The following is a 23,398-nucleotide window of genomic DNA, read 5'->3' as shown; positions in this document are numbered from 1 at the left end:
AGAGCACCGTCTCGGGCTCGATGCGCTGCGATCCCTCGACGCGCAACGTCTTGATCAGCCGCACCGGCGCGGGCGCGCTCGCCTGCGCGGCAGGCGCGGCGGTCTGCGCGGCGCCGGTAGCGGGGGCGGTCGCCGGCGTCGCGGTACGCGCGCGGCGGGTTGCGGGCGTCGGCGCAGGGGCAGGCGTCGGTGCCGGCGTCGCCGCCTGGCCGGTCGCCGGCGCAGCGGGGGTCGCGGCAGGCTCGGGCGCGGTCTGCGCCATCGCCGGCATGCCTGACAGCATCGTGCCGGCGAGCAATGCGGCGCTCACCGGCGCGAACTTGGAACTTCTCATCGCTGTCACTCAACCCACCCCAAATACGTCAGGATCAAATATCCGTCGGGACGCAGGACGCTGCCCTGCCCCAAGCCGCTCAGCCGATCAAGCCGGCCAGCCGCTGCCACAAACCGACTGCACTCAAATCATTGAAGGTCACGATCAGCATCAGCGCCAGCACCGCGGCGAGTCCGCCACGAAATGCCCATTCCTGCACCTGGGGTTCGAGCGGCCGCCGGCGGATCGCCTCGATCGCGTAGAAGAAGAGGTGGCCGCCATCGAGCATCGGTACTGGCAGCAGATTGATGAACCCCAGATTGATCGACAGCATCGCAACCAGCCAGACGAAGGCGGGCAGCCCCAGCGCCATCTGCTCGCCGGAAATCTTGGCGATGCGGATCGGCCCGCCGAGTTCGTCGATCGAACGCCGCCCGCTGATGATCTGGCCGAGCGTCGCGAGCGTCCCCGAGATGATGTCCGCGGTCATCCGCACGCCTGCTGCCGGCGCCTCGATCAGCCCGACCGGCGCGAGCACCGGCTCGCCGCTGCCGATGCCGATCCGGCCGATGCGATAGGCATTGCCGAACCGGTCGCGCTGGTGGACGGTGCCGATCGCCAGCGTCCGCGTCAGCGTCTGCCCGCCGCGCGCGATGCGCAGCGTCACCGCCTCGCCGGGGCGGATCAGCGCATAGCGCGCGACCTCGCTGAACGCCGCGATCGGCTGCCCGTCGATCGCGACGATGCGGTCGCCCGGTTGCAGGCCGGCCTTCGCGCCGGGCTGGCCGGCGATCACCGTCCCGATCACCGCGGGCGTGCGATCGACGCCATAGACATGCGCGAAGCCCGCGAGGATCAGCACGGCGAGGATGAGATTGATCGCCGGGCCGGCGGCGACGATGATCGCGCGCTGCCACAGCGGCTTGGCCTGGAAGGTGCGGGCGCGCTCGGCGGCGGGCAGCGCCAGCCAGGCGGCATCGGGCTGGCTCGCCGGGTTCATGTCGCCGGCGAAGCGGACATAGCCGCCGAGCGGCAGCCAGCCGAATTTCCAGCGCGTGCCGCGCGAATCGGTGACGCCGACGATCTCGCGACCGAAGCCGATCGAAAAGGCCTCCGCCTTGACGCCGAACAGGCGCCCGGCGAGATAATGGCCCATCTCGTGGATGAAGACGAGCGGACCGATCGCGCACAGAAAGGCGAGCACCGCCATCGGAACGCCGGGGGACTGGATCAAGCTGGGCAATCCTTCACGCGCGACCCTTTACACGCCCCTGACCATAACCTGTTATCCGTTCGTCCGCCATTCGTCGCGCCGCGCCGTCGATGGCGAGGACCGCCTCCAGTGTGTCCGGAGCCGGCGGATCATATTGCTCCAATGTATCTGCGACGATTGCGGCAATTTCGAGGAAGCCGATCCGCCGGTCGAGAAACGCCGCCACCGCGACCTCGTTGGCGGCGTTGAGGATCGCGGGGCGCGCACCGCCCGCCTCCAGCGCCGCGCGGGCGAGCGCCAGCGCCGGGAAGCGCGCCGGATCGCACGCCTCGAAGTCGAGCCGGCCGATCGCGACGAGATCCAGCGGCGCCATCGGCGTCGCCATCCGCCGCGGCCAGGCGAGCGTATGCGCGATCGGCACGCGCATGTCGCTGGGGCCGAGCTGCGCGAGCATCGAGCCGTCGACGTAATCGACCATCGAATGGATCACCGACTGGCGGTGCATCACCACCTCGATCCGCTCGTGCGGCACCGGGAACAGCCGCGCCGCCTCGATCAGTTCGAGGCCCTTGTTCATCATCGTCGCGCTGTCGACGCTGATCTTCGCGCCCATCGACCAATTGGGATGCGCGACCGCCTGTTCGACGGTGACCGACGCCATCTGCTCGCGCGTCCAGTCGCGGAACGGCCCGCCGCTCGCGGTGAGGATGATCCGCCGCACGCCCTCGGGGCGCGCAAAGTCGAAACATTGGAAGATCGCATTATGCTCGCTGTCGGCGGGGAGCAGCGTCGCGCCCGATCGCGCCGCGGCGGCGAGGATCACCTCACCCGCCGAGACGAGCGGCTCCTTGTTGGCGAGCACCACCGTGCCGCCGTGACGGATCGCCGCCATCACCGGCTCGAGCCCGGCGCAGCCGACGATCGCGCCCATCGTCCAGTCGGCCCCGGCGGCGGCATCGCAGATCGCCTGTCGTCCGCCCGCCGCCTCGGTCGCGGTGCCGGCGAGCGCCGCGCGCAATGCGGGCAGGCACGATTCGTCGGCGACGACCGCGATCTCGGCGCGGGTCCGCCGCGCTGCCGCGGCGAGCCCGACGACATCCGCATTGGCGGTGAGCGCCCGCACCCGGAAGCGATCAGGTTCGCGCTCGACGAGATCGAGCGTCGAGGTGCCGACCGAGCCGGTCGCACCGAGGATGGAGATGGTCTTCATGTCAGAAAGCGAGCGGCACGACGACGAGCAGCGCGGCGACCGGCATCACCGGCACGACACCGTCGAGCCGGTCGAGAAACCCGCCATGGCCGGGAATGACGCTGCCCGAATCCTTGACGCCGGCGCGGCGCTTGAGGTGACTTTCGAACAAGTCGCCGAGCTGCGCGAGGATCGCGAGCAACGGCGTCGCCAGCACGAACCGGCCGGGCAGTCGGTAGAGCTGCGCCATCGTCATCGCCAGCACCGTCGCCAGCGCGATCCCGCCGATCAGCCCCGCCCAGGTCTTGTTGGGGCTGACGCGCGGCGCGAGCTTGGGTCCGCCGATGCTGCGCCCGGCGAAATAGGCGCCGATATCGGTCGCCCAGACGAGGCTCAGCGCCCATAAAGCGTTGCGCAGCCCGTCGGGCTCGTGCCGGATCAGCAGCAGCGCATAGATCGGCAGGCCGCAATAGAAGATGCCGAGGCCGAGCTGCGGCCGCCGGGTGATGATCGTCAGGAAGAAGAAGGCGCCGGCGAGCAGCCCCAATGCGAAGAAATCCGGACCCGCGGCGAGCGGGCACATGATCGCCAGCGGCACCGACAGCACATATTGGCCGAGACGCTTGGTCTTGGCGTCGGCACCGTTGAGGTCGCTCCACTCGGCCATCATGAACACGCCGATGGTGACGACGACCAGCCAGAAGACGAACCCGCCGAGCGCCAGCGCGACCAGCGCGAGCGCGACCAGCGCCAGCCCGGTCAGCGTGCGCGTCGCCAGTTCCGATCGGCGGCTGCCGGACGGCGCGTCGCTCACAGGCCGCCGTAGCGCCGCTGGCGCTGGCCGAACGCCGCGATCGCCTCGGCGAGCGTGTCGGCGGTGAAATCGGGCCAGAGGGTGTCGACGAACAGCAGCTCGGCATAGGCCGCCTGCCACAACAGGAAATTGGACAGCCGCTGCTCGCCCGACGAGCGGATGACGAGATCGAGCGGCGGCAGCGCCGCGGTGTCGAGCTCCGCCTCGATATCGTCGGCGGTGATCGCCGCGGCGTCGATCTCGCCCGCCGCGGCGCGGGCGGCGAGCCGGCGCGTCGCCGCGACCAGCTCGGCCTGCGACCCGTAGTTGAGCGCGATCACCAGGATCGGGCCGCTGTTGTGCGCGGTCTTGGCCATCGCATCGTCGACCAAGGCGACGAGATCGGGCGCGAAGCGGCGATAGTCGCCGATCACCCGCAACCGCACATTCTCCTCGACCAGTTCGGCGAGATCGCTGCGGATGAACAACCGCAGCAGGCCCATCAGCGCGCCGACCTCATCCTCCGGCCGGCGCCAATTCTCCGACGAAAAGGCGTAGAGCGTCAGCGCCTCGACCCCCATGGCGCGCGCCGCGCGGGTGACGCGGCGCACCGCCTCGACACCCGCCTTGTGCCCGGCGACGCGCGGCAGATGGCGCGCCTTCGCCCAGCGGCCATTGCCATCCATGATGATCGCGACATGGCGCGGCACGGCCGCATCGACCGGGACGGAAGAGAGGATCGGAGCGGTGCTCATGGGGCTGATTTCCGAGGCGCGGCGGAACGCCCGCGCCGGCAGGGGCCGGACGCGCGTCCGGTCACTTGCCGAGGATTTCCTTCTCCTTGGCGGCGGCGGCGGCATCGAGATCGGCGATCGTCGCGTCGGTCAGCTTCTGCACCTCGGTCTCGTGGCGCTTGCGCTCGTCCTCGCCGAACAGGCCCTTCTTCTCGTCGGTCTTGAGCGCGTCCATGCCGTCGCGGCGGACGTTGCGCACCGCGATGCGCGCGCCCTCGGCATATTTGTTGGCGAGCTTGGCGAGTTCCTTGCGACGCTCTTCGGTCAGGTCGGGGATCGGCAGGCGCAGCGTCTGACCGTCGTTGATCGGGTTGAGCCCGAGACCCGCCGACCGGATCGCCTTTTCGACCGGACCGACGTTCGACTTGTCCCACACCTGTACCGACAGCATCCGCGGCTCGGGCACCGAGACGGTGGCGACCTGCACCAGCGGCATGTGGCTGCCGTAGACTTCCACGGTGACCGGATCGAGCAGCGCGGTCGAAGCGCGGCCGGTGCGCAGGCCGTTGAGATCGTGCTTGAGCGCTTCGACCGCACCCGCCATCCGGCGTTCGAGGTCGGCCTTGTCATAGGCTGCCATGGTTTACTCCTGTTCGTTCTGGACGACCGTCGACACGCCATCACCGCCGAGCACCGCGGCGAAATTGCCGTGTTCGCGGATGTTGAAGACGACGATCGGAATGTTGTTGTCGCGGCACAGCGCGATCGCGCTGGCGTCCATGACCTTGAGGTCGTCGGACAGTACCTTGGAATAGCTGACCGTGTCGTAGCGCGTCGCGGTCGGCACCTTCTTGGGATCGGCATCGTAGACGCCGTCGACCGACGTGCCCTTGAACAAGGCATCGCACTTCATCTCGGCGGCGCGCAGCGCGGCCCCCGAATCGGTGGTGAAGAACGGGCTGCCGACACCCGCCGCGAAGATCACGACGCGGCCCTTTTCGAGATGCCGTTCGGCGCGGCGGCGGATGAACGGCTCGCACACCGACGCCATCGGGATCGCCGACTGGACGCGCGTCTCGACGCCGATCTGCTCGAGCGCATTCTGCACCGCCAGCGCGTTCATCACCGTCGCGAGCATGCCCATATAGTCCCCGGTCGCGCGTTCCATGCCGCGCGCCGCGCCCGAGATGCCGCGGAAGATATTGCCGCCGCCGACGACGATGCAGAGCTCATAGCCCTGCGCCTTGACGTCGGCGATCTCCTCGGCGACGCGCGCGGTCACGGCGGGATCGATGGACAGGCCACTGCCCTCGCCCATCAGCACTTCGCCGGACAGTTTCAACAAGATGCGTTTGAAGCGCGGCGCGAACGTCATAAGTTCCTATCGCTGGTGGGAGAAAGCGTGCCGGACCTTAGGCGCGCGCGCGGCGTGGGGCAACCTCCGGCGCGCTACGGTTGCAAACGGCGGCGGATGTTTGCGCCGGCCGGCGGGGCGATGAGCCGGGCGACCCGCCGTTGCGCAGGGCGGCGGATTCCTGACGCCGTTCGTGGTTTGCGTGACGGATCAGCCCCCGTCCGTCACGCCGGACTCGTTCCGGCCTTCACCACTCAGCACCCCCGAACGCCGATTATCACGCGAGGACGCGGAGACGCGAAGATGTCTCGCGCAATCGCCCCGCCTTTAGTCATTCGCGCGGAGGCGCGGAGGCGCGGAGGCGGCCGGGCGGGCTCCAGCACTCGCCACAAAAGTACAAGCTCCTGCCGACGCAGGAGCCCCGGGCGGCCCTTCGCGACCCGTCTTCGCTCCGCTCGACCGTGGATTCCTGCGTTCGCAGGAATGCGGCGGCTCCGGACGCACGAAGGGCGCCGCGCGAACCCGCGCGGCGCCCTCCCGAAGCCGACTGCGCCGAAGCGCTGCGTTTACTTCTGCGCGACGCCGCTCGCCGCGGCGACCTCGGCGGCGAAGTCCGAGGCTTCCTTCTCGATGCCCTCGCCGAGCTGGAAGCGGACATAGTCCTTGAGCACGATCGAGGCGCCGGCGTCCTTGGCCGCCTTGGCGACGACGTCGCTGATCTTGGTCTTGCCGTCCATCACGAACAGCTGGCTGACCAGCGCATGCTCCTTGCGGAACTTGGCGATGCCGCCTTCGACCATCTTGGCGATGATGTCGGCCGGCTTGCCCGATTCGGCGGCCTTCTCGGTGGCGATCGCGCGCTCGCGCTCGATCTCCGCCTCGTCGAGGTCTTCCTCGTTCAGCGCCTTGGGGAAGGCCGCGGCGATGTGCATCGCCAGCTGCTTGCCGAGACCCTGCAGCACCTCGTCCGACGCGTCCGATTCGAGCGCGACGAGCACGCCGATCTTGCCGAGACCCGGCGACGCCTGGTTGTGGACGTAGGAGACGACCGCACCCTGCGACACTTCGAGCCGCTTGGCGCGACGCAGCGACTGGTTCTCGCCGATCGTCGCGATGTTGTTGGTGAGCACTTCGGCGACGGTGGTGCCCGACGGCATCGCCTCGGCCTTGAGCGCCTCGACGTCACCGCCGGTGGCGAGCGCGATCTGCGTCACTTCGCGGACGAACTGCTGGAACTGGTCGTTCTTCGCGACGAAGTCGGTCTCCGAATTGACCTCGACCGCGGCACCCTTGGTGCCGGCGGTGGCGACGCCGACCAGACCTTCGGCGGCGGTACGGCTCGACTTCTTCTGCGCGGCGGCGAGGCCCTTGGTGCGCAGCCAGTCCAGCGCGGCATCCATGTCGCCCGCAGTCTCGTTGAGCGCCTTCTTGCAATCCATCATGCCCGCGCCGCTCTTCTCGCGCAGGTCCTTGACCATCGCTGCGGTAACTTCAGCCATGTTGCATATTCCTTGTTCTGAATGTGTTTACGGGCGAGGCAGGGCGTCGCCCTACCCCGCCCGCATGACGGTTCGGCGACGCGGGTTACGCGTCGATCTGGCGCTCGGCCTCGGCCCCCGCACCAGCGAGCGTGCCGGCGCCCTGCTGCTCGGGCTCGGCCGCCGGGGTCGGCACGGTCAGCGCCTCCTCGACCGGCGCGACGTCCTGCGCACCCAGGTCGACGCCGCGGCGCGACTGCTGCTCCTGGTTGCCGCGCGTCGCGGCGATGGCGATCGCCTCGCAATAGAGGCGGATGGCGCGGCTGGCGTCGTCATTCGCCGGCACCGGGAAGGCGATACCGTCGGGCGAGACGTTCGAATCGAGGATCGCGACGACCGGGATGCCGAGCGTATTGGCTTCCTTGATCGCCAGCTCTTCCTTGTTCGCGTCGATCACGAACATGACGTCGGGCACGCCGCCCATGTCGCGGATGCCGCCGAGGCTGAGCTCGAGCTTGTCCTTCTCGCGGGTGAGCTGGAGCACTTCCTTCTTGGTCAGGCCGTGGGTGTCGCCCGACAGCTGCTCTTCCAGCGACTTCAGGCGCTTGATCGAGTTGCTGATCGTCTTCCAGTTGGTGAGCATGCCGCCCAGCCAGCGGTGGTTGACGAAATGCTGGCCCGAACGGCGCGCCGCATCGGCGACGGCGTCCTGCGCCTGGCGCTTCGTGCCGACGAACAGCACCTTGCCGCCGCTGGCGACCGACGACGAGACGAACTCGAGCGCGCGGGCGAAGAGGGGAACGGTCTGCGACAGGTCGAGGATGTGGACGCCGTTACGGTCGCCGAAGATGTAGGGCTTCATCTTCGGGTTCCAGCGATGCGTCTGGTGGCCGAAGTGCGCGCCGGTCTCGATAAGCTGCTGCATGGTGACGACGGGAGCCGCCATAGGATGATTCCTTCCGGTTGAGCCTCTGGGAAGCGGATGACGCGGACCGAAGTCGCACGCACCGGGCTATGATGCTTCCCATGCGGTGTGTTGAGGCGTGCGCCCTAGCCGCCCGGACGCGAAAAGGCAAGATGGTCCGTCCCACTTGACTCGTGGAACGCAACCGGAACATAGAGCGTCCGAAGCGAGGACACGGCGAGTCTATCCTGGTTTAGCTGCGATGCGGCGACCCAAACCGGGAAAACACAGAACACGCCGGGAACTCACCGATTAAACAATGGTTAAGCGAGTTATCCACAGGCTGCTCGCGCCTGCCAGGGAGTTGGTCCGATGGTTGCAGTCGTCAGTGTTCTCGTATTCTCCGGTGCGTTCGCCACCGCCGCCGGCGTGATTGCCGTGACGGTCGCGCCGCAATGGCAGCGGATCGTCCGCCTCGCCTCGGGGCATATCGAGCCTGCCTTCGCGCCCCTGTCGCAACTCGCGCTGGCCGAGCGCCGCATCGCCGTCAGGCGCTGGGCGTCGACCTCGCTTCCGGCAGACCGCCGCCAGCGCGCTGCCGCCTGACCCGGGCATAACTGGCGACGCTGAACGGGATGGTCGCCAGATAGACGACGCAGATCGCGCTCAGCGTATGCCAGGGCGCCGACACAAGAGCCGCACCGAGCAGCACCACGCCGGCGATCGCCTCGAAGCGGATCGTCCGCCGCAAGCGCAGCGATCCCCAGGAGAAGGTCGCGACGCTCGACACCATCAGCAGTGCGATGAACGCCACCCACATAGCGACGAGATAGGGGTTGGCGAAGATCGGCTGGTCCGTCCAGAACCAGAAATAGAGCGGCAACATCGCCAGCCCCGCCCCCGCCGGTGCGGGCACGCCGGTCAGGAAGCCGGCGGATTTATGCGGCTGGTCGTCGGCATCAATCGCGGCGTTGAAGCGGGCGAGGCGCAGGGCGCAGAACACCGCGAGGATCAGCGCGCTGATCCAGCCGAGCCGCGGCAGCGCGGCGAGCGCCCACAGATACATGATCAGCGCCGGCGCGACGCCGAACGATATCGCGTCGGACAGCGAATCGAGCTCCGCGCCGAACCGGCTCTCCCCATGCAGCATCCGCGCGATGCGGCCATCGAGCCCGTCGAGCACGCCGGCGATCATGATCATCGTCACCGCGCTCTGCCATTCGCCGCCGATCGCGAAGCGCACCCCGCTTAGACCCGAACAGAGCGCGAGCGCCGTCACCGCATTGGGCGCGACCGCGCGCAGCGGCAGACCGCGCGGGCGGCGGGGCAAGCGGCGCGGCATCGCAACGCGGGCGGCGTCCGGATCGCGTGGCTCCATCACTGCGCGATCCCGGCGACGGGTGTGCCGCCGACGCGGCCGATCACCGTCTCGCCGGCGATCGAGCGCTGGCCGAGCGTCACCTGCGGGATGATGTCGTCGGGGAGGAAGACGTCGACGCGGCTGCCGAAGCGGATCAGACCGATACGCTGCCCGGTCGCGACCATGTCGCCCGGCTTGACGAACGGCACGATGCGCCGCGCCACCAGTCCGGCGATCTGGGTGAAGCCGATCCGCCGCCCGTCGCGGCCTTCGACGACGATATGCTGGCGCTCATTCTCGTCGGACGCCTTGTCGAGATCGGCGTTGAGGAACTTGCCGCTGATATAGACGACCTGGCGGATCGTCCCGGCGATCGGCGTGCGGTTGATGTGCACGTCGAACACCGACATGAAGATCGACACGCGGGTCAGCGGCGCCTCGCCCAGCTCGCCGACCAGTTCGCGCGGCACGGGCACCTTCTGGATCATCGTGACGAGGCCGTCGGCGGGCGCGATGATCAGACCGTCGCCGACCGGCGTGGTGCGGATCGGATCGCGGAAGAAGGTCAGCACCCAGACGACGACGCCGAGCAACGGCCAGAACAGCACCTTGGTGACGAGCGTCGCCAGCAGGGTGATGCCGAGCGCGATCGCCGCATATTTGTGGCCTTCGGGATGGACGGTGGGAAAGCGCCACTTGACCGTGGTCGTCGGCAGCGGGCTGGTCGGGGGCTTTTCAAGCGATGGCATAACCGCGCGGTTTACCCGTGTCGTTCATGCAACACAATCACCGGCTCGCTCCGTCGTGCCCGCGGCACCGTCTGCCGGCCTGCCGCCGCGTCCGCCGCGGCACGCGCGCCAAGCCGCGCGCGCGGGTTGATCCCCTGCCCGCTTGTGCCTAGACGACGGGCCAATCCCCCTCACAGGAAGCGCATATGGCCAAGATTCAGGTGAAGAACCCGATCGTCGAGATCGACGGCGACGAGATGACGCGGATCATCTGGGAATGGATCCGTGAGCGCCTGATCAAGCCCTATCTCGACATCGAGCTCGACTATTACGATCTCAGCGTCGAAAACCGCGACGCGACCGAGGATCAGGTGACGGTCGACGCCGCCAAGGCGACGCAGCGTCACGGCGTCGCGGTCAAGTGCGCGACGATCACCCCCGACGAGCAGCGCGTCGAGGAATTCGGCCTCAAGAAGATGTGGAAGTCGCCCAACGGCACGATCCGCAACATCCTCGGCGGCACGATCTTCCGCGAACCGATCGTCATCCAGAACGTCCCCCGCCTCATCCCGGGCTGGACGCATCCGATCGTCGTCGGCCGCCACGCCTTCGGCGACCAATATCGCGCGACCGACTTCCTCGTCCCCGGCGCCGGCAAGCTGCGCCTCGTCTTCGAGGGCGTCGACGGCCAGACGATCGACCGCGAAGTGTTCGAATTCCAGAGCTCGGGCGTCGCGATGGCGATGTACAATCTCGACGATTCGATCCGCGACTTTGCCCGCGCGTCGATGCATTACGGCCTCAACCTCAAGTGGCCGGTCTACCTCAGCACCAAGAACACGATCCTCAAGGCCTATGACGGCCGCTTCAAGGACCTGTTCGCCGAGGTGTTCGAGACCGAGTTCAAGGACAAGTTCAAGGAAGCCGGCATCGTCTACGAACATCGCCTGATCGACGACATGGTCGCATCGGCGCTGAAGTGGAACGGCGAGTTCGTCTGGGCCTGCAAGAACTATGACGGCGACGTCCAGTCGGACCAGGTCGCGCAAGGGTTCGGCAGCCTCGGCCTGATGACCTCGGTGCTGCTCACTCCGGACGGCAAGACGGTCGAGGCGGAAGCGGCGCACGGCACCGTCACCCGCCATTATCGCCAGCACCAGCAGGGCAAGGCGACCTCGACCAACCCGATCGCGTCGATCTTCGCCTGGACCGGCGGCCTCAAGTATCGCGGCAAGTTCGACGATACGCCGGAGGTGACCAAGTTCGCCGAGACGCTGGAGCGCGTCTGCATCGAATGCGTCGAGCAGGGCCAGATGACCAAGGATCTCGCCATCCTGATCGGCCCCGAGCAGCCGTGGATGACCACCGAGCAGTTCTTCGAAGCGGTGCGCGCCAACCTCGAACAGAAGATGGCCAATTGGGCCTGATCGTCGGGTGACGTGAAAAAGGGCTCGGAAGCGGATGCTTCCGGGCCCTTTTCATGTCCGCCCTGGCGGATCGGGTCGGCGCGACGCGGTCAGGCGCCGCCAGGTACGTCGCCGTGATTGCCGTAACCCGCACCGGATTCTTCGGTGTCGTTGCTCTCGTCGGGCGCCTGCGGTTCGCGCGCGTCGTCGGGCTGGTCGGCGGCGGTGTCGGGATCGGTCATCGTCGTTCCTCCGGTTGCGGATATCCGGGCCAACCCGCGGGCGGCCCGGGACGTTCCGTCAGTGGCTCGCGGTCTCGCCCGCGGCGCGCAGCCCGGCATATTTGCGCGTCACCTCCGGCAGGCTGTCGAGCACCCACGCCGCCATCTGCTGCTCCTCGCCGAGCGATTCGGTCAGCAACCGCTGCTGGCTGGCGAAGCCGCCGAGATCGGCGAGGGTCAGCAGCCCGGTGTAGCTGGCGATCTCGAAATTCTCGAAGGCGTAATTGGCGAAGCTGTTCTTGAGGATCTCGTCGGGCGCGAAGACATGGGCGAGCGCGGCCATGTTGCCGCTGAGGCTGAGGCCGAGGTCCTTGATCGCCGACGGGCGGGCGTCGAAACCCGACAGGATCTCGTCGATCCGCTGGATCTGCTGCTCGGTCTCGGCCCGGTGGCGGCGGAGCTGCTCGGCGACCTCGGGATAATGGGCGAGGTGATCGAGCTGCCGGTCGATCAGCGCGAGCGCCTGATGCTCGACGCCATGGGCGTTCTTCAGGCCGGTGACGAACAGGTCCTGCGCGATGCTCTGGTCGGGGGCGATCGAAGCCATATGCCTGTCTCCTGCTGCGTGTGATTCGCTGCGTTCAACGGCCGGGGTTGCGCAGGGATGCAGCAAAACATCCTGATCTGAATTAGTTAGCCAGCTCGAACAGATCGACGCCGGTGTTGCTCGTGACACGTCGATAGCGCGCGGCCAGCGCCCGGCGGACGAGGATGACGGTCGGGCGGCGGCGGTTGCGGGCGATGTCACCGACCGCGATCACCGGCGGGCGCGTCGCCAGGATGCGCGCGACTTCCGCGGTCGGATCGGTGCCGATCGCGCCCGCCTCGCTCGCCTCGACCAGATGGAAGGGAAAGGGGTAGCGCGTCGGCAGGCACGATCGACTGGCGCTGTAGAGCACCGGCGGCGCCTCGACGACGAACAGGCATCCGGGGGCCCGCCGGCGCAGCGCCTCGATGCGCGCGGCGAGCCCCGCCACCGCGTCGCGTGCCGCGCGCGTCTCGCCGAGATGCGGGTAGCCGCTGAGCAGCAGCAGCGCCGCACCGGCCAGCGCGGCGAGCCAGCGCATCGCCGGCCGGTCCAGCACCGCTGCGGCGGCGACCGCGAAGGGCAGCAGCAGCGGCAGCGCATAATGGTTGAAATAGGGCGGCACGAGCAGCCAGCCGATCACCGCCGCCGCCACCCAGCCGATCAGGAAGCCCTGCTTGCGCCGCACCAGCCCGGCGATCGCCAGCCCGGCGGGAACGAGCAGCACGACGATGACCCCCAGCATCCGCAGCGCTATCGCATCGCCCGGCGTCGGCCGGCGGAGCAGGATCGATTCGACGTTGGCGAACCACCAGGCCTCGCCATGGCCGGCCGCGACATAGACCGTCGCGGCGACCACGGTCGGCAGCAACGCCGCCCCGCCATAAAGCAGCGCAGCCCGCAGCGACGCAGGCCACGGCTCCCGCCGCCAGCGTACGGCGAGCAGCGCCAGCGCGAAATAGACGCCCTCGAACACGACCGTCGGCTTGATCTGCAAGGCCAGCCCGACGAGCAGCATCGCCGCCACCCCGCCCCGCCGCCGCCCGGCGATCGTCTCGGCGACCAGCCACGCCGCGCCGGCGATCAGCAGATTGTAGAAGACGGGCGACTGGCCGCCCCGCCCGCCGAGCAAGGCGATCCACACCAGATAGAGCAAACCCGCGGCAAGCGCGCCTGCCGGCCCGGCATGGCGCCGCGCGAAGCCGGCGATGATCCCCGCCGTCGCCGCCGCCGCCGCCAGCGCGAGCAGGTGATAGGTCACCCACGGCTCGCCGACGCCGTTCGCCGCCGCGGCGATGAGGAACAGCCCGATCGGCTTGCGGTCCCAGATATCGACATAGGGCAGCGCCCCCGCCCACATCCGCTCGCCGACCAGCAGATACATCTGCTCGTCAACGTCGATCAGCGGATTGCCGATATCAGGCAGGCGCAGCGCGACCGCGGCGAGCAGCAGGATCAGCCAGACGGAACGCCGCGACATAGGCGAAGGCTCTAGCGTCGGACGGTTAGCGCCGCGCTAACGCTGTCAGAACAGCTCACCCTGCGGACCGGCGGGTGGACGGAACAGGTCGCACCGCAGCGTCTCGCCGCGGTCGCCGAGCCCGTGCTTGCGACAGGCGATGCGGAACCGCGTCCGCATCAGCTCCGCCCAGGGCCCCTTGCCCTGCATCCGGGTGAAGAAGTCGGGATCATTGTCGCGGCCGCCGCGCAGCTCGCGGATGATCGCCATCACCTTGCCGGCGCGATCGGGGAAATGCGCGTCGAGCCAGGCGCGGAACAGCGGCGCGACCTCGTGCGGCAGGCGCACCGGGATGAAGAAACAGGATCGCGCCCCTGCCGCCGCCGCGCGCGCGACGAGCTGTTCCAGCTCGTGATCGGTGATCCCCGGAATGACCGGGGCGATCGAGACATAGACCGGCACCCCCGCATCGGCGAGCGCCCGCACCGCACGCAGCCGCCGTTCGGGATGCGGCGCGCGCGGTTCAAGCGTCGCGGCGATCCGCGCATCGAGCGAGGTGATCGACATCGCCACTCCGGCCAGCCCCTCCGCCGCCATGCCGGCAAGCAGATCGATGTCGCGCGTCACCCGATCGGACTTGGTGGTGATGGTCAGCGGATGCCGCGTCTCGGCGAGCAGCGCGACGATCGATCGCGTGATCCGCCAGTCGCGCTCGATCGGCTGATAGGGATCGGTATTGGTACCGAGCGCGATCGGCGCGACCTGATAGCCGGGCTTGCGCAGCTCGGCGCGCAGCAGCTCGGCCGCCTGCGGCTTGGCGAACAGCTTGGACTCGAAGTCGAGCCCCGGCGACAGGTCGTGGTAGGCATGCGTCGGCCGCGCGAAGCAATAGATGCAGCCATGTTCGCAGCCGCGATACGGATTGATCGAGCGATCGAAGAAGACGTCGGGCGAGCTGTTGCGGCTGATGATCGTGCGCGGCTGTTCCACGGTCACGCTGGTGCGCAGCGCCGCCGGCGCCCCGTCGATCGCCTGCTGCGCGTCCAGCCAGTCACCGTCCGCCTCGCGCTCCGGCAGGTTGAAGCGGCGGCTTTCGCCGTTGACGGTGGCGCCGCGGACGGCACGCCTGACGACCGGCTTGACCATGACGCATCCTATCGCCTAGCCTGGAACATAGCAAGAACGGTGGAGTGGAATTTCATGGCGGAGCTGACCTATCTCGAACTGCCCGTCGCCGACGCCGGACCGGCGAAGGCCTTCTACTCGGCGGCCTTCGGCTGGCAGTTCAGCGACTTCGGGGCGAGCTATGCGGCCACCACCACCGGCGGCTTCGATATCGGGCTACAGGCCGATCCGGCCGAGCGTACCGCCGCGCCTCTGCCGGTGATCGCCGTCGACGATCTCTCCGCCGCGCTTGCCGCGGTCGAGGCGGCGGGCGGACGGATCACCGCGCCGATCTTCGCCTTCCCCGGCGGCCGGCGCTTCCACTTCGCCGATCCGGACGGCCACGAACTGGCGGTGATGCAGGCCGACGCGTAGCGCGACGGTCGGCTCAGCGTTCCAGCAGCCGCGGCATCAGCTCGACGAAGTTGCACGGCCGGTGGCGGCTATCGAGCTGGTCCTGTAGGATGCCGTCCCAGCCGTCCTTCACCGCCCCGGTCGATCCGGGGAGCGCGAAGATATAGGTCCCGCGCGCGACGCAGGCGCAGGCGCGCGACTGGACGGTGCTGGTGCCGATCTTGGCGAAGCTCAGCCAGCGGAACAGCTCGCCGAAGCCGGGGATCATCTTGGTGGCAACGCGTTCGACCGCCTCGGGCGTGACGTCGCGGCCGGTGACGCCGGTGCCGCCGGTGGTGACGACGCAGTCGATCGCCGGATCGTCGATCCATGATTCGAGCTGCGCGACGATCGCCTCGACGTCATCGCGCAGCAGCATGCGCTCGGCGAGGACATGCCCCGCCGCCGCGATCCGCGCGACCAGCGTATCGCCCGAGCGATCCTCGGCGAGGCCGCGCGTATCGGAGACGGTGAGCACCGCGATCCGCACCGGGTGGAAGGGGAGCGATGGATCGATCGGCATCGCTCAGCCCACCGACCGCAGCTGCGAGGCGACGCGATCGAGCGCGACGTCGCTGATGCCGGGGATCGCCTGGATCGTCTCGACCAGTTCCATGTCGAGCAGGAAGTCGCGGCCGAGCAAGACCACCGCCTCCTCGCCGCCCTCGACCGGGATGCGCGCGCGCACCTCGCCCCGCGCGCCGCGATGCTGCGCGAGCAGCGCCGACAGTGCGGCGAAGGCGGCGGCATCCGCGACCTTGGCGGCGATCGTGAAGCGCGCGATCGATGCGAGTCCCTCGAACGGCTGGATGCGCTTGACCGAGACGCGCGGCGTCTCCTCACCCGGCCGGCGGTCGAGCTCGACGGTGATCAGCCCGCAACCACCGCAGCGCGCCGCCTCCTCGAGTTCGGCGGCGACCGAATCGTCGAAACAGGTGGCGACGAACTGGCCGCTCGCATCGGACAGGGTCGCCATCATATAGCGTTTGCCGCGTGCCGAGGTACGCCAGCGCGCATCCTCGACCAGCACCGCCATCGTCGCGCCGGCGCGCGTGCCGTCTTCGGGAATGTTGAGCTCGGTCAGCGCGACATATTGGCGCGCGCCGTGCATCTTGGCGAGATGGGTATGCCGGTCGACCGGATGCGCCGAGAAATAGAAGCCGAACGCCTCCTTCTCCTGCTCCATCGCCTCGGCCATCGACCAGCGCGTGCCGGCGGGCAGCTTGATCGCGTCGCCCGCCACCTCCTCATTGGCGAACAGGCCGTGCTGGCCGCTCGTCTTGCCCTCATGCGTCCGCGCCGCGACCGCGAGGATCGTCTCGGCGACGGCGTGGATGCCGGCGCGATTGGCGTCGAACGTGTCGAAGGTGCCGCTCGCCGCGAGCGTTTCGAGCTGGCGCTTGTTGATGAGGCGCGGGTCGACGCGGGTGGCGAGATCGTCGATGCTCTTGAACGGCCCGTTGGCGCTGCGCTCGGCGACGAGCTTCTCCATCGCCCCCTCGCCGACCGACTTCAGCGCGGCGAGCGCGTAGCGGACGGCAAGACCGCCCTCCTCGGTCTGTTCGACGTCGAATTCGGCGTCGCTCTTGTTGATGTCGGGTCCGCAGATCGTCACGCCCAGCCGGCGCATGTCGTCGACGAAGATGCAGAGCTTGTCGGTCTGCGCCATGTCATAGCACATCGACGCGGCGTAGAATTCCTCCGGATGATGCGCCTTCAGCCAGGCGGTCTGATAGGCGAGCAGCGCATAAGCGGCGGCGTGGCTCTTGTTGAAGCCATAGCCGGCGAACTTGTCGATCAAGTCGAACAGTTCGTTGGCCTTGGCCTTGGGGATGCCGTTCACCTTGGCGCAGCCCTCGACGAAGATCGCGCGCTGCGCGTCCATCTCCGCCTTGATCTTCTTGCCCATCGCGCGGCGCAGCAGATCGGCGCCGCCGAGCGAGAAGCCGGCGAGGATCTGCGCCGCCTGCATCACCTGTTCCTGGTAGACGAAGATGCCATAGGTTTCGGCGAGGATCGGTTCGAGCAGGTCGTGCGGATAGACGATCGGCTCGGTGCCCTGTTTGCGGCGGCCGAAGCTCGGGATATTGTCCATCGGGCCGGGACGGTAGAGCGAGACGAGCGCGATGATGTCGCCGAAATTGGTCGGGCGCACCGCGCTGAGCGTGCGGCGCATGCCTTCCGATTCGAGCTGGAAGACGCCGACCGTATCGCCCTTCTGGAGCAATTTGTAGACCGCCTCGTCGTCCCACAGCAAAGCATCAAGATCGACGGTGATGCCGCGCTTGGCGAGCAGCTGCACCGCCTTCTTGAGCACCGACAGGGTCTTGAGGCCGAGGAAGTCGAACTTCACCAGCCCCGCGCCCTCGACATACTTCATGTCGAACTGCGTCACCGGCATGTCGGAGCGCGGATCGCGGTACAGCGGCACCAGCTGCGCGAGCGGCCGGTCGCCGATCACCACGCCGGCGGCGTGGGTGGACGAATGGCGCGGCAGGCCTTCCAATTTGGTGGCGAGGTCGAGCAGGCGGCGGACCTGATTGTCGTTGGCATATTCCTTCGCCAACTCGGGCACGCCGTTGAGCGCGCGCTTGAGGTCCCACGGATCGGTCGGATGGTTGGGGACGAGCTTGGCGAGCCGGTCGACCTGGCCGTAGCTCATCTGGAGCACGCGGCCGGTGTCCTTGAGCACCGCGCGCGCCTTGAGCTTTCCGAAGGTGATGATCTGCGCGACCTGATCGCGGCCGTATTTCTCCTGCACGTAGCGGATCACCTCGCCGCGCCGCGTTTCGCAGAAGTCGATGTCGAAGTCGGGCATCGATACGCGCTCGGGATTGAGGAAGCGTTCGAACAGCAGCCCGAGCTTCATCGGATCGAGATCGGTGATGGTCAGCGCCCAGGCGACCACCGAGCCGGCGCCCGATCCGCGCCCCGGCCCGACCGGAATATCGTGATCCTTCGCCCATTTGATGAAGTCGCCGACGATCAGGAAATAGCCGGGGAAGCCCATCTGGACGATGACGTCGACTTCGAAGGCGAGCCGCTGGCGATAGGCGTCGCGCCAGTCGGGATCGTCCGGCTGGGTGCCGAGCTGTTCGATCCGGTCGAGCCGCTTCTCCAGCCCCGCCGCCGCCTCGGCGCGCAGCATCGCCGCCTCGCCCTCGCGATCGCCGGCAAGGCTGGGCAGGATCGGCTTGCGATAGGGCGCCATCACCGCGCAACGCTGCGCCACCACCAGCGTGTTCTCGATCGCCTCGGGCAGATCGGCGAAGGTCTCGCGCATGATCTCGGCGGGCTTGAGCCAGGCGTCGGGGCAGGAGCGGACGCGATCCTCGCTTTCGACATAGGTCGAATGCGCGATGCACAGCATCGCATCATGCGCGTCGAGGAAGCCGCTGTCGGAAAAGCAGCAGGGATTGGTCGCGACCAGCGGCAGATCGCGCGCATAAGCGAGATCGACCAGCGCCGCCTCCGCCGCTTCCTCGACCGGATCGCCGCGCCGCGCCAGCTCGATATACAGGCGGTCGGGGAACAGCGCCTGCAACCGGTCGAGGCAGGCGGCGGCGCGATCGGGCTGATCCTCGTGGAGCAGCCGCGCGAGCGTGCCCTCGCCGCCCGCGGTCAGCGCGATCAGCCCGTCGGTGCGCCCCTCCAGCGCGGCGAAGTCGACGTGCGCGGGCAGTTCGATCGGCCGTTCGAGATGCGCGAGGCTGACCAGGGCGCACAGATTGTCATAGCCGCGCGCGTCCTGCGCATAGAGCGCGATCCAGTCGAGCGGCGCGGCGACGCCATCGGGCATGTCGGGCCGCGCGACGCACAGCATCGTGCCGATCACCGGCTGGACGCCGTCCTTCTTCGCCGCATCGGAAAAGGCCATCGCCGCATACAGGCCGTTGCGGTCGGTCAGCCCGGCGGCGGGGAAGCGCAACGCCTTGGCCTGTTTGGCGATCGCCTTGGGATCGATCGCCCCGTCGAGCATCGTGTAGGACGAGAAGATACGGAGCGGTACGAAACCCGAATGAGCCATCGCGGGAGACTTAGTCGGTCCGCCCCGATTGTCGAGGTGCGCCGGCGGAACCTGCGGTGGATAACTCCGTTACGCGGGCTCAACGGAGGAGATTCGTCAATGACGGACACATCGCTCAATCAAGACCCGCTCCACCCGCCCGCCGCCGGCGCCGGCTGGGGCTGGATCCTCGCTTATGGCGTGCTGTCGATCGTGCTCGGCATGCTCGCCTTCCTCAATCCCTTCGCCGCGACCTATGCCGCGACGATGGTGATCGGCGCCTTCTTCATCGCCGCCGGCCTCGTCTCGGTCGCCGCGGGGATCGCCGGCAAGGATCACGAAGGCCGCGGCTATGCGATCGGCTTCGGCCTGCTGTCGCTGGTGATCGGGCTGCTGATGGCGTTCAGCCCCGGCACGGCCGCTGTGTCGCTGACCCTGCTCGTCGCGATCTGGCTCGGCATTCGCGGCGCGCTGGAAATCGGGCTCGGCGCGCGCTTCCGGCGCGGCCGCGGGCTGATGATAGCGCTCGGCGTGATCAACATCCTGCTCGCCGTCTACGTGCTCGCCACCCTGCCCTGGTCGGCGCTGACGCTGCCCGGCTTCATCCTCGGGATCAGCTTCCTGCTCGGTGGCGTGACCGCGGTCGTCTCGGCGCTGCACCACAAGAAAGGCGCCAAGCCGTTCGCCGCACCGGAGGTGTGAGCGCGCTAGAGCAATGCCTCGATCGCGCCGACGATCTGCTCCGGCTTGGTCGTCGGTGCGTAGCGGCGCACCATCGTGCCGCTGCGGTCGACGAGGAATTTGGTGAAGTTCCACTTGATCGCCTGCGAGCCGAGCAGACCCGGTGCAGCCGCCTTGAGCCGGGTGAACAGCGGATCGGCATCGGCGCCGTTGACAGCGACCTTGGCGAAGACCGGGAAGGTCACGTCATAGGTCAGCGAACAGAAACCGGCGATCTCGGCGGCGTCGCCCGGCTCCTGCGCGCCGAACTGGTTGCACGGGAAGCCGAGCACCGCAAAGCCGCGCGTCGCGAAGCGGCGGTGCAGCGCCTCCAGCCCCGCATATTGCGGCGTGAAGCCGCATTGCGAGGCGGTGTTGACGATGAGCAGCACCTGCCCCGCCCATCGGTCGAGCGCGATCCGGCCGCCATCCGCCGCGGTGACGGCAAGGTCGGTAACGCCGCTCATCCGTGACGCGCCAGCAGAAAGCGGAGGTTCTGCTGTACCCCCGGCCATTCGCGATCGAGAATCGAATAGACGACCGTATCACGCAGCCGTCCATCCGCCATCAGCTGATGCCCGCGCAGCACGCCGTCCCGCCTGGCACCGAGCCGCTCGATCGCCGCCTGGCTGCGCAGATTGAGCGAATCGGTGCGGATCTGCACGCACTGGCAGTCCATCACCGCGAAGGCGTGGGTCAGCAGCAGCAGCTTGGCCTCGGTATTGACGCCGGTGCGCTGCACCGCCTTGGCGTAGAAGGTGCCGCCGATCTCGAGCCGGCGATGCTGCGGCGCCATCCGCATATAGCGTGTCGTACCGACCACCTGACCGGCCGGATCGCAGACGGCAAAGAGCAGCGCGCGGCCGAAGTCCTGCTGCTCGAACGCCGAGTCGATCCAGCGATCGGGCTGTTTGAGCTGCGAGACGTTGGCGTAGAAGGTGTCCCACAGATCACCCGCCGCCGCGACCGCCGCCAGCGCATCCCGGTCGGCGCGGTCCAGGGGCCGCAGCGTGACATGCCGCCCGCGCAGCGTCGGCACATCCGTCCAGCTCACGTCAACACGCCCTCGTGCAGCCGGACGACGCGGTCCATCCTCTGCGCGAGCCGCTCGTTGTGCGTCGCGATCAGCGCCGCCGAGCCCTCGCCGCGCACCAGCCGCAGGAATTCCGCGAGCACCACGTCGGCGGTCTGTTCGTCGAGATTGCCGGTCGGCTCGTCGGCGAGGACCAGCGCCGGCCGGTTGGCGAGCGCCCGCGCCACTGCGACGCGCTGCTGCTCGCCGCCCGACAGCTGGCTCGGCCGGTGGGTCAGCCGATGGCCGAGGCCGAGCGCGGTGAGCAGCGCCACCGCGCGATCGTCCGCCGCCTTGCGCTCCGCGCCATGGACGAGCTGCGGCAGCACGACATTCTCGGTCGCGTTGAAGTCGGGCAGCAGATGGTGGAACTGGTAGACGAAGCCGAGCCGGTCGCGGCGCATGATCGTGCGGCCGTGCGCGTCGAGCTTCGCCGCCTCCGCGCCGCCGATCATGATCGATCCTTCGAAACCGCCCTCGAGCAGCCCCACCGCCTGCAACAGCGTCGACTTGCCCGAACCGGACGGGCCGACCAGCGCGACGATCTCGCCCGGCGCGACCGACAGGTCGACGCCGCGCAGCACGTGGATCGTCTCCCCGCCCTGGCTGAAGCTGCGGGTCAGGCCGGTGGTGCGGAGGACGTCATTCATAGCGCAGCACCTGTACCGGATCGGTGCTCGCCGCCTTCCACGCCGGGTAGAGCGTGGCGAGGAAGCTGAACACCAGCGCCATCAGCGCGATGACGATGATCTCGACCGGATCGGGCTTGGACGGCAGATCGGTGAGATAGCGGATCGACGGATCCCACAGGTTCTGGCCGGTGACGAGCTGGACGAGGTTCACCACCGCCTGCCGGTAGAAGAGGAAGACGAAGCCGAGCGCCAGCCCCGCGACGGTGCCGAGCGCGCCGATCGTCGTGCCGACCACCATGAAGATGCGCATCAGCCCGACCCTTGTCGCCCCCATGGTGCGCAGGATGGCGATGTCGCGCGTCTTGGCGCGGACCAGCATGATCAGCGACGACAGGATGTTGAACACCGCGACGAGGATGATGATCGACAATACGGTGAACATCGCCACCCGCTCGACCTCGAGCGCCTGGAACAATTGCGCGTTCATGCTGCGCCAGTCGGCGATCACCGACCCGCCGCGCAACCGGTCGGCGAGCGGCGCGAGGATCGTCCCGACCTTGTCGGCATCGACCGTCTCGATCTCGACCATGCTGACATTGTCGCCGAGCATCAGCAACGTCTGCGCGTCGCTGATCGGCATGATCACATAGGCCTTGTCGTAATCGTACAGCCCGATCTCGAAGATCGCGCCGACGGTATAGCTGACGATGCGCGGCACCGTGCCGAACGGCGTCGTCTGCCCCTGCGGACTGAACAGCGAGATCTGGCTGCCGACCGTCGCACCGAGCGCCTCGGCGAGTCGCGAGCCGATCGCGATCCGGCCGCTGCCCGGCGTGATGCCGTTGAGCGTCCCCATGGTGAGCTTGCTGCCGATCACCGGCTTGATGTCGTCCATCTGCACGCCGCGCAGCAGCACCGCCTCGGCCCGGCCATTGTAGGTGGCGGCAAGCGGCTGTTCGATCATCGGCACCGCCGAAGTGACGCCGGGGGTCTGCCGCGCCTGTGCGACCACCTCGCGCCAGTCGGGCATCCGCCCGCCGATCGGCTGGATCACCGCATGGCCGTTGAGCCCGACGATCTTGTCGAACAGCTCCGCGCGGAAGCCGTTCATCACGCTCATCACGATGACCAGCGCGGCGACGCCGAGCATCACCGCGACCAGGCTGATCGAGGCGACCAGGAAGATGAACGCCTCGCCCTTGCCCGGAAGCAGGTAGCGCCGCGCGATCATCCGTTCGTAGCGAGACAGGAACATGCCGCCGCTCTAGGTGAGCGCCCCGCCGCGCGCAACAAATGTTGCGGATTCGACACAGGGTTCCGGCAATCGCCGTCCCCCCTTCACATAGCCGGTGACAAAGCCGGCAGTGCTGCCTAGCAAAGACTCACTGAGACACAGGCAACGGCCGTGGTTCGGGGAATAGCCGAAGGGTGACGCAGCGAAACAACGCGCGATTCACCGGGAAGCGACCTAAGGGGGCTGACGGGTTTTGCTCGTCACGCAGGCGCCCGGATCGGAAACGGTCCGGGCGTTTGCTTGTCTGCGCGACGAATACTTGCCCGGACGTAGCCGGGCAGAGGGTGGGAGCTTCCAGGTCGTGCCCCCTGTCCGGCGTTTGTCTTTATTCCCGATCAATCCTGAACCTGATCATAACGCCGACCGGAAATAGCTGTTT

Annotated in this window: 25 protein-coding genes; 4 read left to right on the top strand and 21 right to left on the bottom strand. The window is 68.2% G+C overall.

Features of this window, described 5'->3' with window-relative positions; translation table 11 throughout:
- The 9 genes from V8201_RS07745 to rpsB all read right to left on the bottom strand — a co-directional run.
- Positions 1-334: hypothetical protein (locus V8201_RS07745; RefSeq protein WP_336544903.1), on the bottom strand; the 334-nt coding region annotated here is incomplete at its 3' end.
- 79 nt (positions 335-413) lie between these two features.
- The gene (gene rseP, locus V8201_RS07740) at positions 414-1,547 is read right to left on the bottom strand and encodes an RIP metalloprotease RseP (RefSeq protein WP_336544902.1); all 1,134 of its coding nucleotides are present in this window, start codon (positions 1,545-1,547) and stop codon (positions 414-416) included.
- 13 nt (positions 1,548-1,560) lie between these two features.
- Positions 1,561-2,736 carry a 1-deoxy-D-xylulose-5-phosphate reductoisomerase gene (locus V8201_RS07735; RefSeq protein WP_336544901.1) on the bottom strand — a complete coding sequence of 392 codons (1,176 nt, stop codon included), beginning with the start codon at positions 2,734-2,736 and terminating at the stop codon, positions 1,561-1,563.
- A 1-nt stretch (position 2,737) separates the two neighbouring features.
- Positions 2,738-3,529, bottom strand: coding sequence for a phosphatidate cytidylyltransferase (locus tag V8201_RS07730; RefSeq protein ID WP_271300696.1), 792 nt, complete (start codon positions 3,527-3,529; stop codon positions 2,738-2,740).
- Positions 3,526-4,263, bottom strand: coding sequence for an isoprenyl transferase (locus V8201_RS07725; RefSeq protein ID WP_051583542.1), 738 nt, complete (start codon positions 4,261-4,263; stop codon positions 3,526-3,528). Before V8201_RS07725 ends, V8201_RS07730 begins: the two co-directional genes overlap by 4 nt.
- A gap of 61 nt (positions 4,264-4,324) precedes the next feature.
- The gene (gene frr, locus V8201_RS07720) at positions 4,325-4,882 is read right to left on the bottom strand and encodes a ribosome recycling factor (RefSeq protein ID WP_037535423.1); all 558 of its coding nucleotides are present in this window, start codon (positions 4,880-4,882) and stop codon (positions 4,325-4,327) included.
- 3 nt (positions 4,883-4,885) lie between these two features.
- Positions 4,886-5,617, bottom strand: coding sequence for a UMP kinase (gene pyrH / locus V8201_RS07715; protein ID WP_037535422.1), 732 nt, complete (start codon positions 5,615-5,617; stop codon positions 4,886-4,888).
- 545 nt (positions 5,618-6,162) lie between these two features.
- On the bottom strand, positions 6,163-7,095 hold the full coding sequence (gene tsf / locus V8201_RS07710; RefSeq protein ID WP_037535421.1) for a translation elongation factor Ts: 933 nt from the start codon (positions 7,093-7,095) through the stop codon (positions 6,163-6,165).
- An 85-nt stretch (positions 7,096-7,180) separates the two neighbouring features.
- A complete protein-coding gene (gene rpsB, locus V8201_RS07705) occupies positions 7,181-8,020 on the bottom strand; it encodes a 30S ribosomal protein S2 (RefSeq protein WP_037535420.1) in 840 nt (279 codons plus the stop codon).
- A 330-nt stretch (positions 8,021-8,350) separates the two neighbouring features.
- Between rpsB and V8201_RS07700 the strand changes: the two genes are divergently transcribed.
- Positions 8,351-8,584: a hypothetical protein gene (locus tag V8201_RS07700; protein WP_336544900.1), complete on the top strand. Its 234-nt coding sequence runs from the start codon at positions 8,351-8,353 to the stop codon at positions 8,582-8,584.
- Here V8201_RS07700 and V8201_RS07695 read toward each other — a convergent pair.
- Both V8201_RS07695 and V8201_RS07690 read right to left on the bottom strand, forming a co-directional pair.
- Positions 8,526-9,356, bottom strand: a complete 831-nt coding sequence (locus tag V8201_RS07695) for a CDP-alcohol phosphatidyltransferase family protein (RefSeq protein WP_336544899.1) — start codon at positions 9,354-9,356, stop codon at positions 8,526-8,528. The genes V8201_RS07700 and V8201_RS07695 overlap by 59 nt on opposite strands.
- The gene (locus tag V8201_RS07690) at positions 9,356-10,087 is read right to left on the bottom strand and encodes a phosphatidylserine decarboxylase (RefSeq protein WP_037535418.1); all 732 of its coding nucleotides are present in this window, start codon (positions 10,085-10,087) and stop codon (positions 9,356-9,358) included. The genes V8201_RS07695 and V8201_RS07690 overlap by 1 nt, the downstream gene beginning before the upstream one ends.
- 185 nt (positions 10,088-10,272) lie before the next feature.
- Here V8201_RS07690 and V8201_RS07685 point away from each other — a divergent pair, with 185 nt between their 5' ends.
- Positions 10,273-11,493: an NADP-dependent isocitrate dehydrogenase gene (locus V8201_RS07685; RefSeq protein WP_336544898.1), complete on the top strand. Its 1,221-nt coding sequence runs from the start codon at positions 10,273-10,275 to the stop codon at positions 11,491-11,493.
- An 89-nt stretch (positions 11,494-11,582) separates the two neighbouring features.
- Here the strand turns inward: V8201_RS07685 and V8201_RS07680 are convergent, their stop codons facing one another.
- The 4 genes from V8201_RS07680 to V8201_RS07665 form a co-directional block, all read right to left on the bottom strand.
- Positions 11,583-11,714, bottom strand: a complete 132-nt coding sequence (locus tag V8201_RS07680) for a hypothetical protein (RefSeq protein WP_268747123.1) — start codon at positions 11,712-11,714, stop codon at positions 11,583-11,585.
- Positions 11,715-11,772: 58 nt separating this feature from the next.
- A complete protein-coding gene (locus tag V8201_RS07675; protein ID WP_336544897.1) occupies positions 11,773-12,300 on the bottom strand; it encodes a ferritin-like domain-containing protein in 528 nt (175 codons plus the stop codon).
- 82 nt (positions 12,301-12,382) lie between these two features.
- The gene (locus tag V8201_RS07670; RefSeq protein ID WP_336544896.1) at positions 12,383-13,759 is read right to left on the bottom strand and encodes a hypothetical protein; all 1,377 of its coding nucleotides are present in this window, start codon (positions 13,757-13,759) and stop codon (positions 12,383-12,385) included.
- Between the two features lie 45 nt (positions 13,760-13,804).
- Entirely contained in the window at positions 13,805-14,884 is a 1,080-nt protein-coding gene (locus V8201_RS07665; protein ID WP_336544895.1) for a PA0069 family radical SAM protein, read from the bottom strand.
- Between the two features lie 54 nt (positions 14,885-14,938).
- On the opposite strand from V8201_RS07665, the gene V8201_RS07660 reads away from it, so the two are divergent.
- Positions 14,939-15,277, top strand: a complete 339-nt coding sequence (locus V8201_RS07660; RefSeq protein WP_336544894.1) for a VOC family protein — start codon at positions 14,939-14,941, stop codon at positions 15,275-15,277.
- A 13-nt stretch (positions 15,278-15,290) separates the two neighbouring features.
- Here the strand turns inward: V8201_RS07660 and moaB are convergent, their stop codons facing one another.
- Positions 15,291-15,818, bottom strand: coding sequence for a molybdenum cofactor biosynthesis protein B (gene moaB / locus V8201_RS07655; protein ID WP_271300690.1), 528 nt, complete (start codon positions 15,816-15,818; stop codon positions 15,291-15,293).
- A gap of 3 nt (positions 15,819-15,821) precedes the next feature.
- Positions 15,822-19,322, bottom strand: a complete 3,501-nt coding sequence (gene dnaE / locus V8201_RS07650) for a DNA polymerase III subunit alpha (protein WP_336544893.1) — start codon at positions 19,320-19,322, stop codon at positions 15,822-15,824.
- Positions 19,323-19,421: 99 nt separating this feature from the next.
- On the opposite strand from dnaE, the gene V8201_RS07645 reads away from it, so the two are divergent.
- Complete coding sequence (locus V8201_RS07645; RefSeq protein WP_336544892.1) at positions 19,422-20,003, top strand: HdeD family acid-resistance protein; 582 nt, start codon at positions 19,422-19,424, stop codon at positions 20,001-20,003.
- A gap of 5 nt (positions 20,004-20,008) precedes the next feature.
- Here V8201_RS07645 and V8201_RS07640 read toward each other — a convergent pair whose 3' ends face one another.
- From V8201_RS07640 to V8201_RS07625, 4 genes are read right to left on the bottom strand one after another with little or no spacing between them, the layout of a single operon-like run.
- A complete protein-coding gene (locus V8201_RS07640) occupies positions 20,009-20,488 on the bottom strand; it encodes a glutathione peroxidase (protein WP_271300687.1) in 480 nt (159 codons plus the stop codon).
- Positions 20,485-21,075 (bottom strand): GNAT family N-acetyltransferase, encoded by a 591-nt coding sequence (locus V8201_RS07635; protein WP_037531109.1) that lies wholly within the window; start codon positions 21,073-21,075, stop codon positions 20,485-20,487. The genes V8201_RS07640 and V8201_RS07635 overlap by 4 nt, the downstream gene beginning before the upstream one ends.
- On the bottom strand, positions 21,072-21,743 hold the full coding sequence (locus tag V8201_RS07630) for an ABC transporter ATP-binding protein (protein ID WP_037531107.1): 672 nt from the start codon (positions 21,741-21,743) through the stop codon (positions 21,072-21,074). Before V8201_RS07630 ends, V8201_RS07635 begins: the two co-directional genes overlap by 4 nt.
- Positions 21,736-22,980: a lipoprotein-releasing ABC transporter permease subunit gene (locus V8201_RS07625; RefSeq protein WP_037531106.1), complete on the bottom strand. Its 1,245-nt coding sequence runs from the start codon at positions 22,978-22,980 to the stop codon at positions 21,736-21,738. The genes V8201_RS07630 and V8201_RS07625 overlap by 8 nt, the downstream gene beginning before the upstream one ends.
- Positions 22,981-23,398 lie beyond the last annotated feature (418 nt).

This window comes from Sphingomonas kyungheensis (genome assembly GCF_037120395.1).
In the GTDB taxonomy this organism is placed as follows: Bacteria; Pseudomonadota; Alphaproteobacteria; order Sphingomonadales; family Sphingomonadaceae; genus Sphingomonas; species Sphingomonas kyungheensis.
This window is presented reverse-complemented; position numbering and strand designations above follow the sequence as displayed.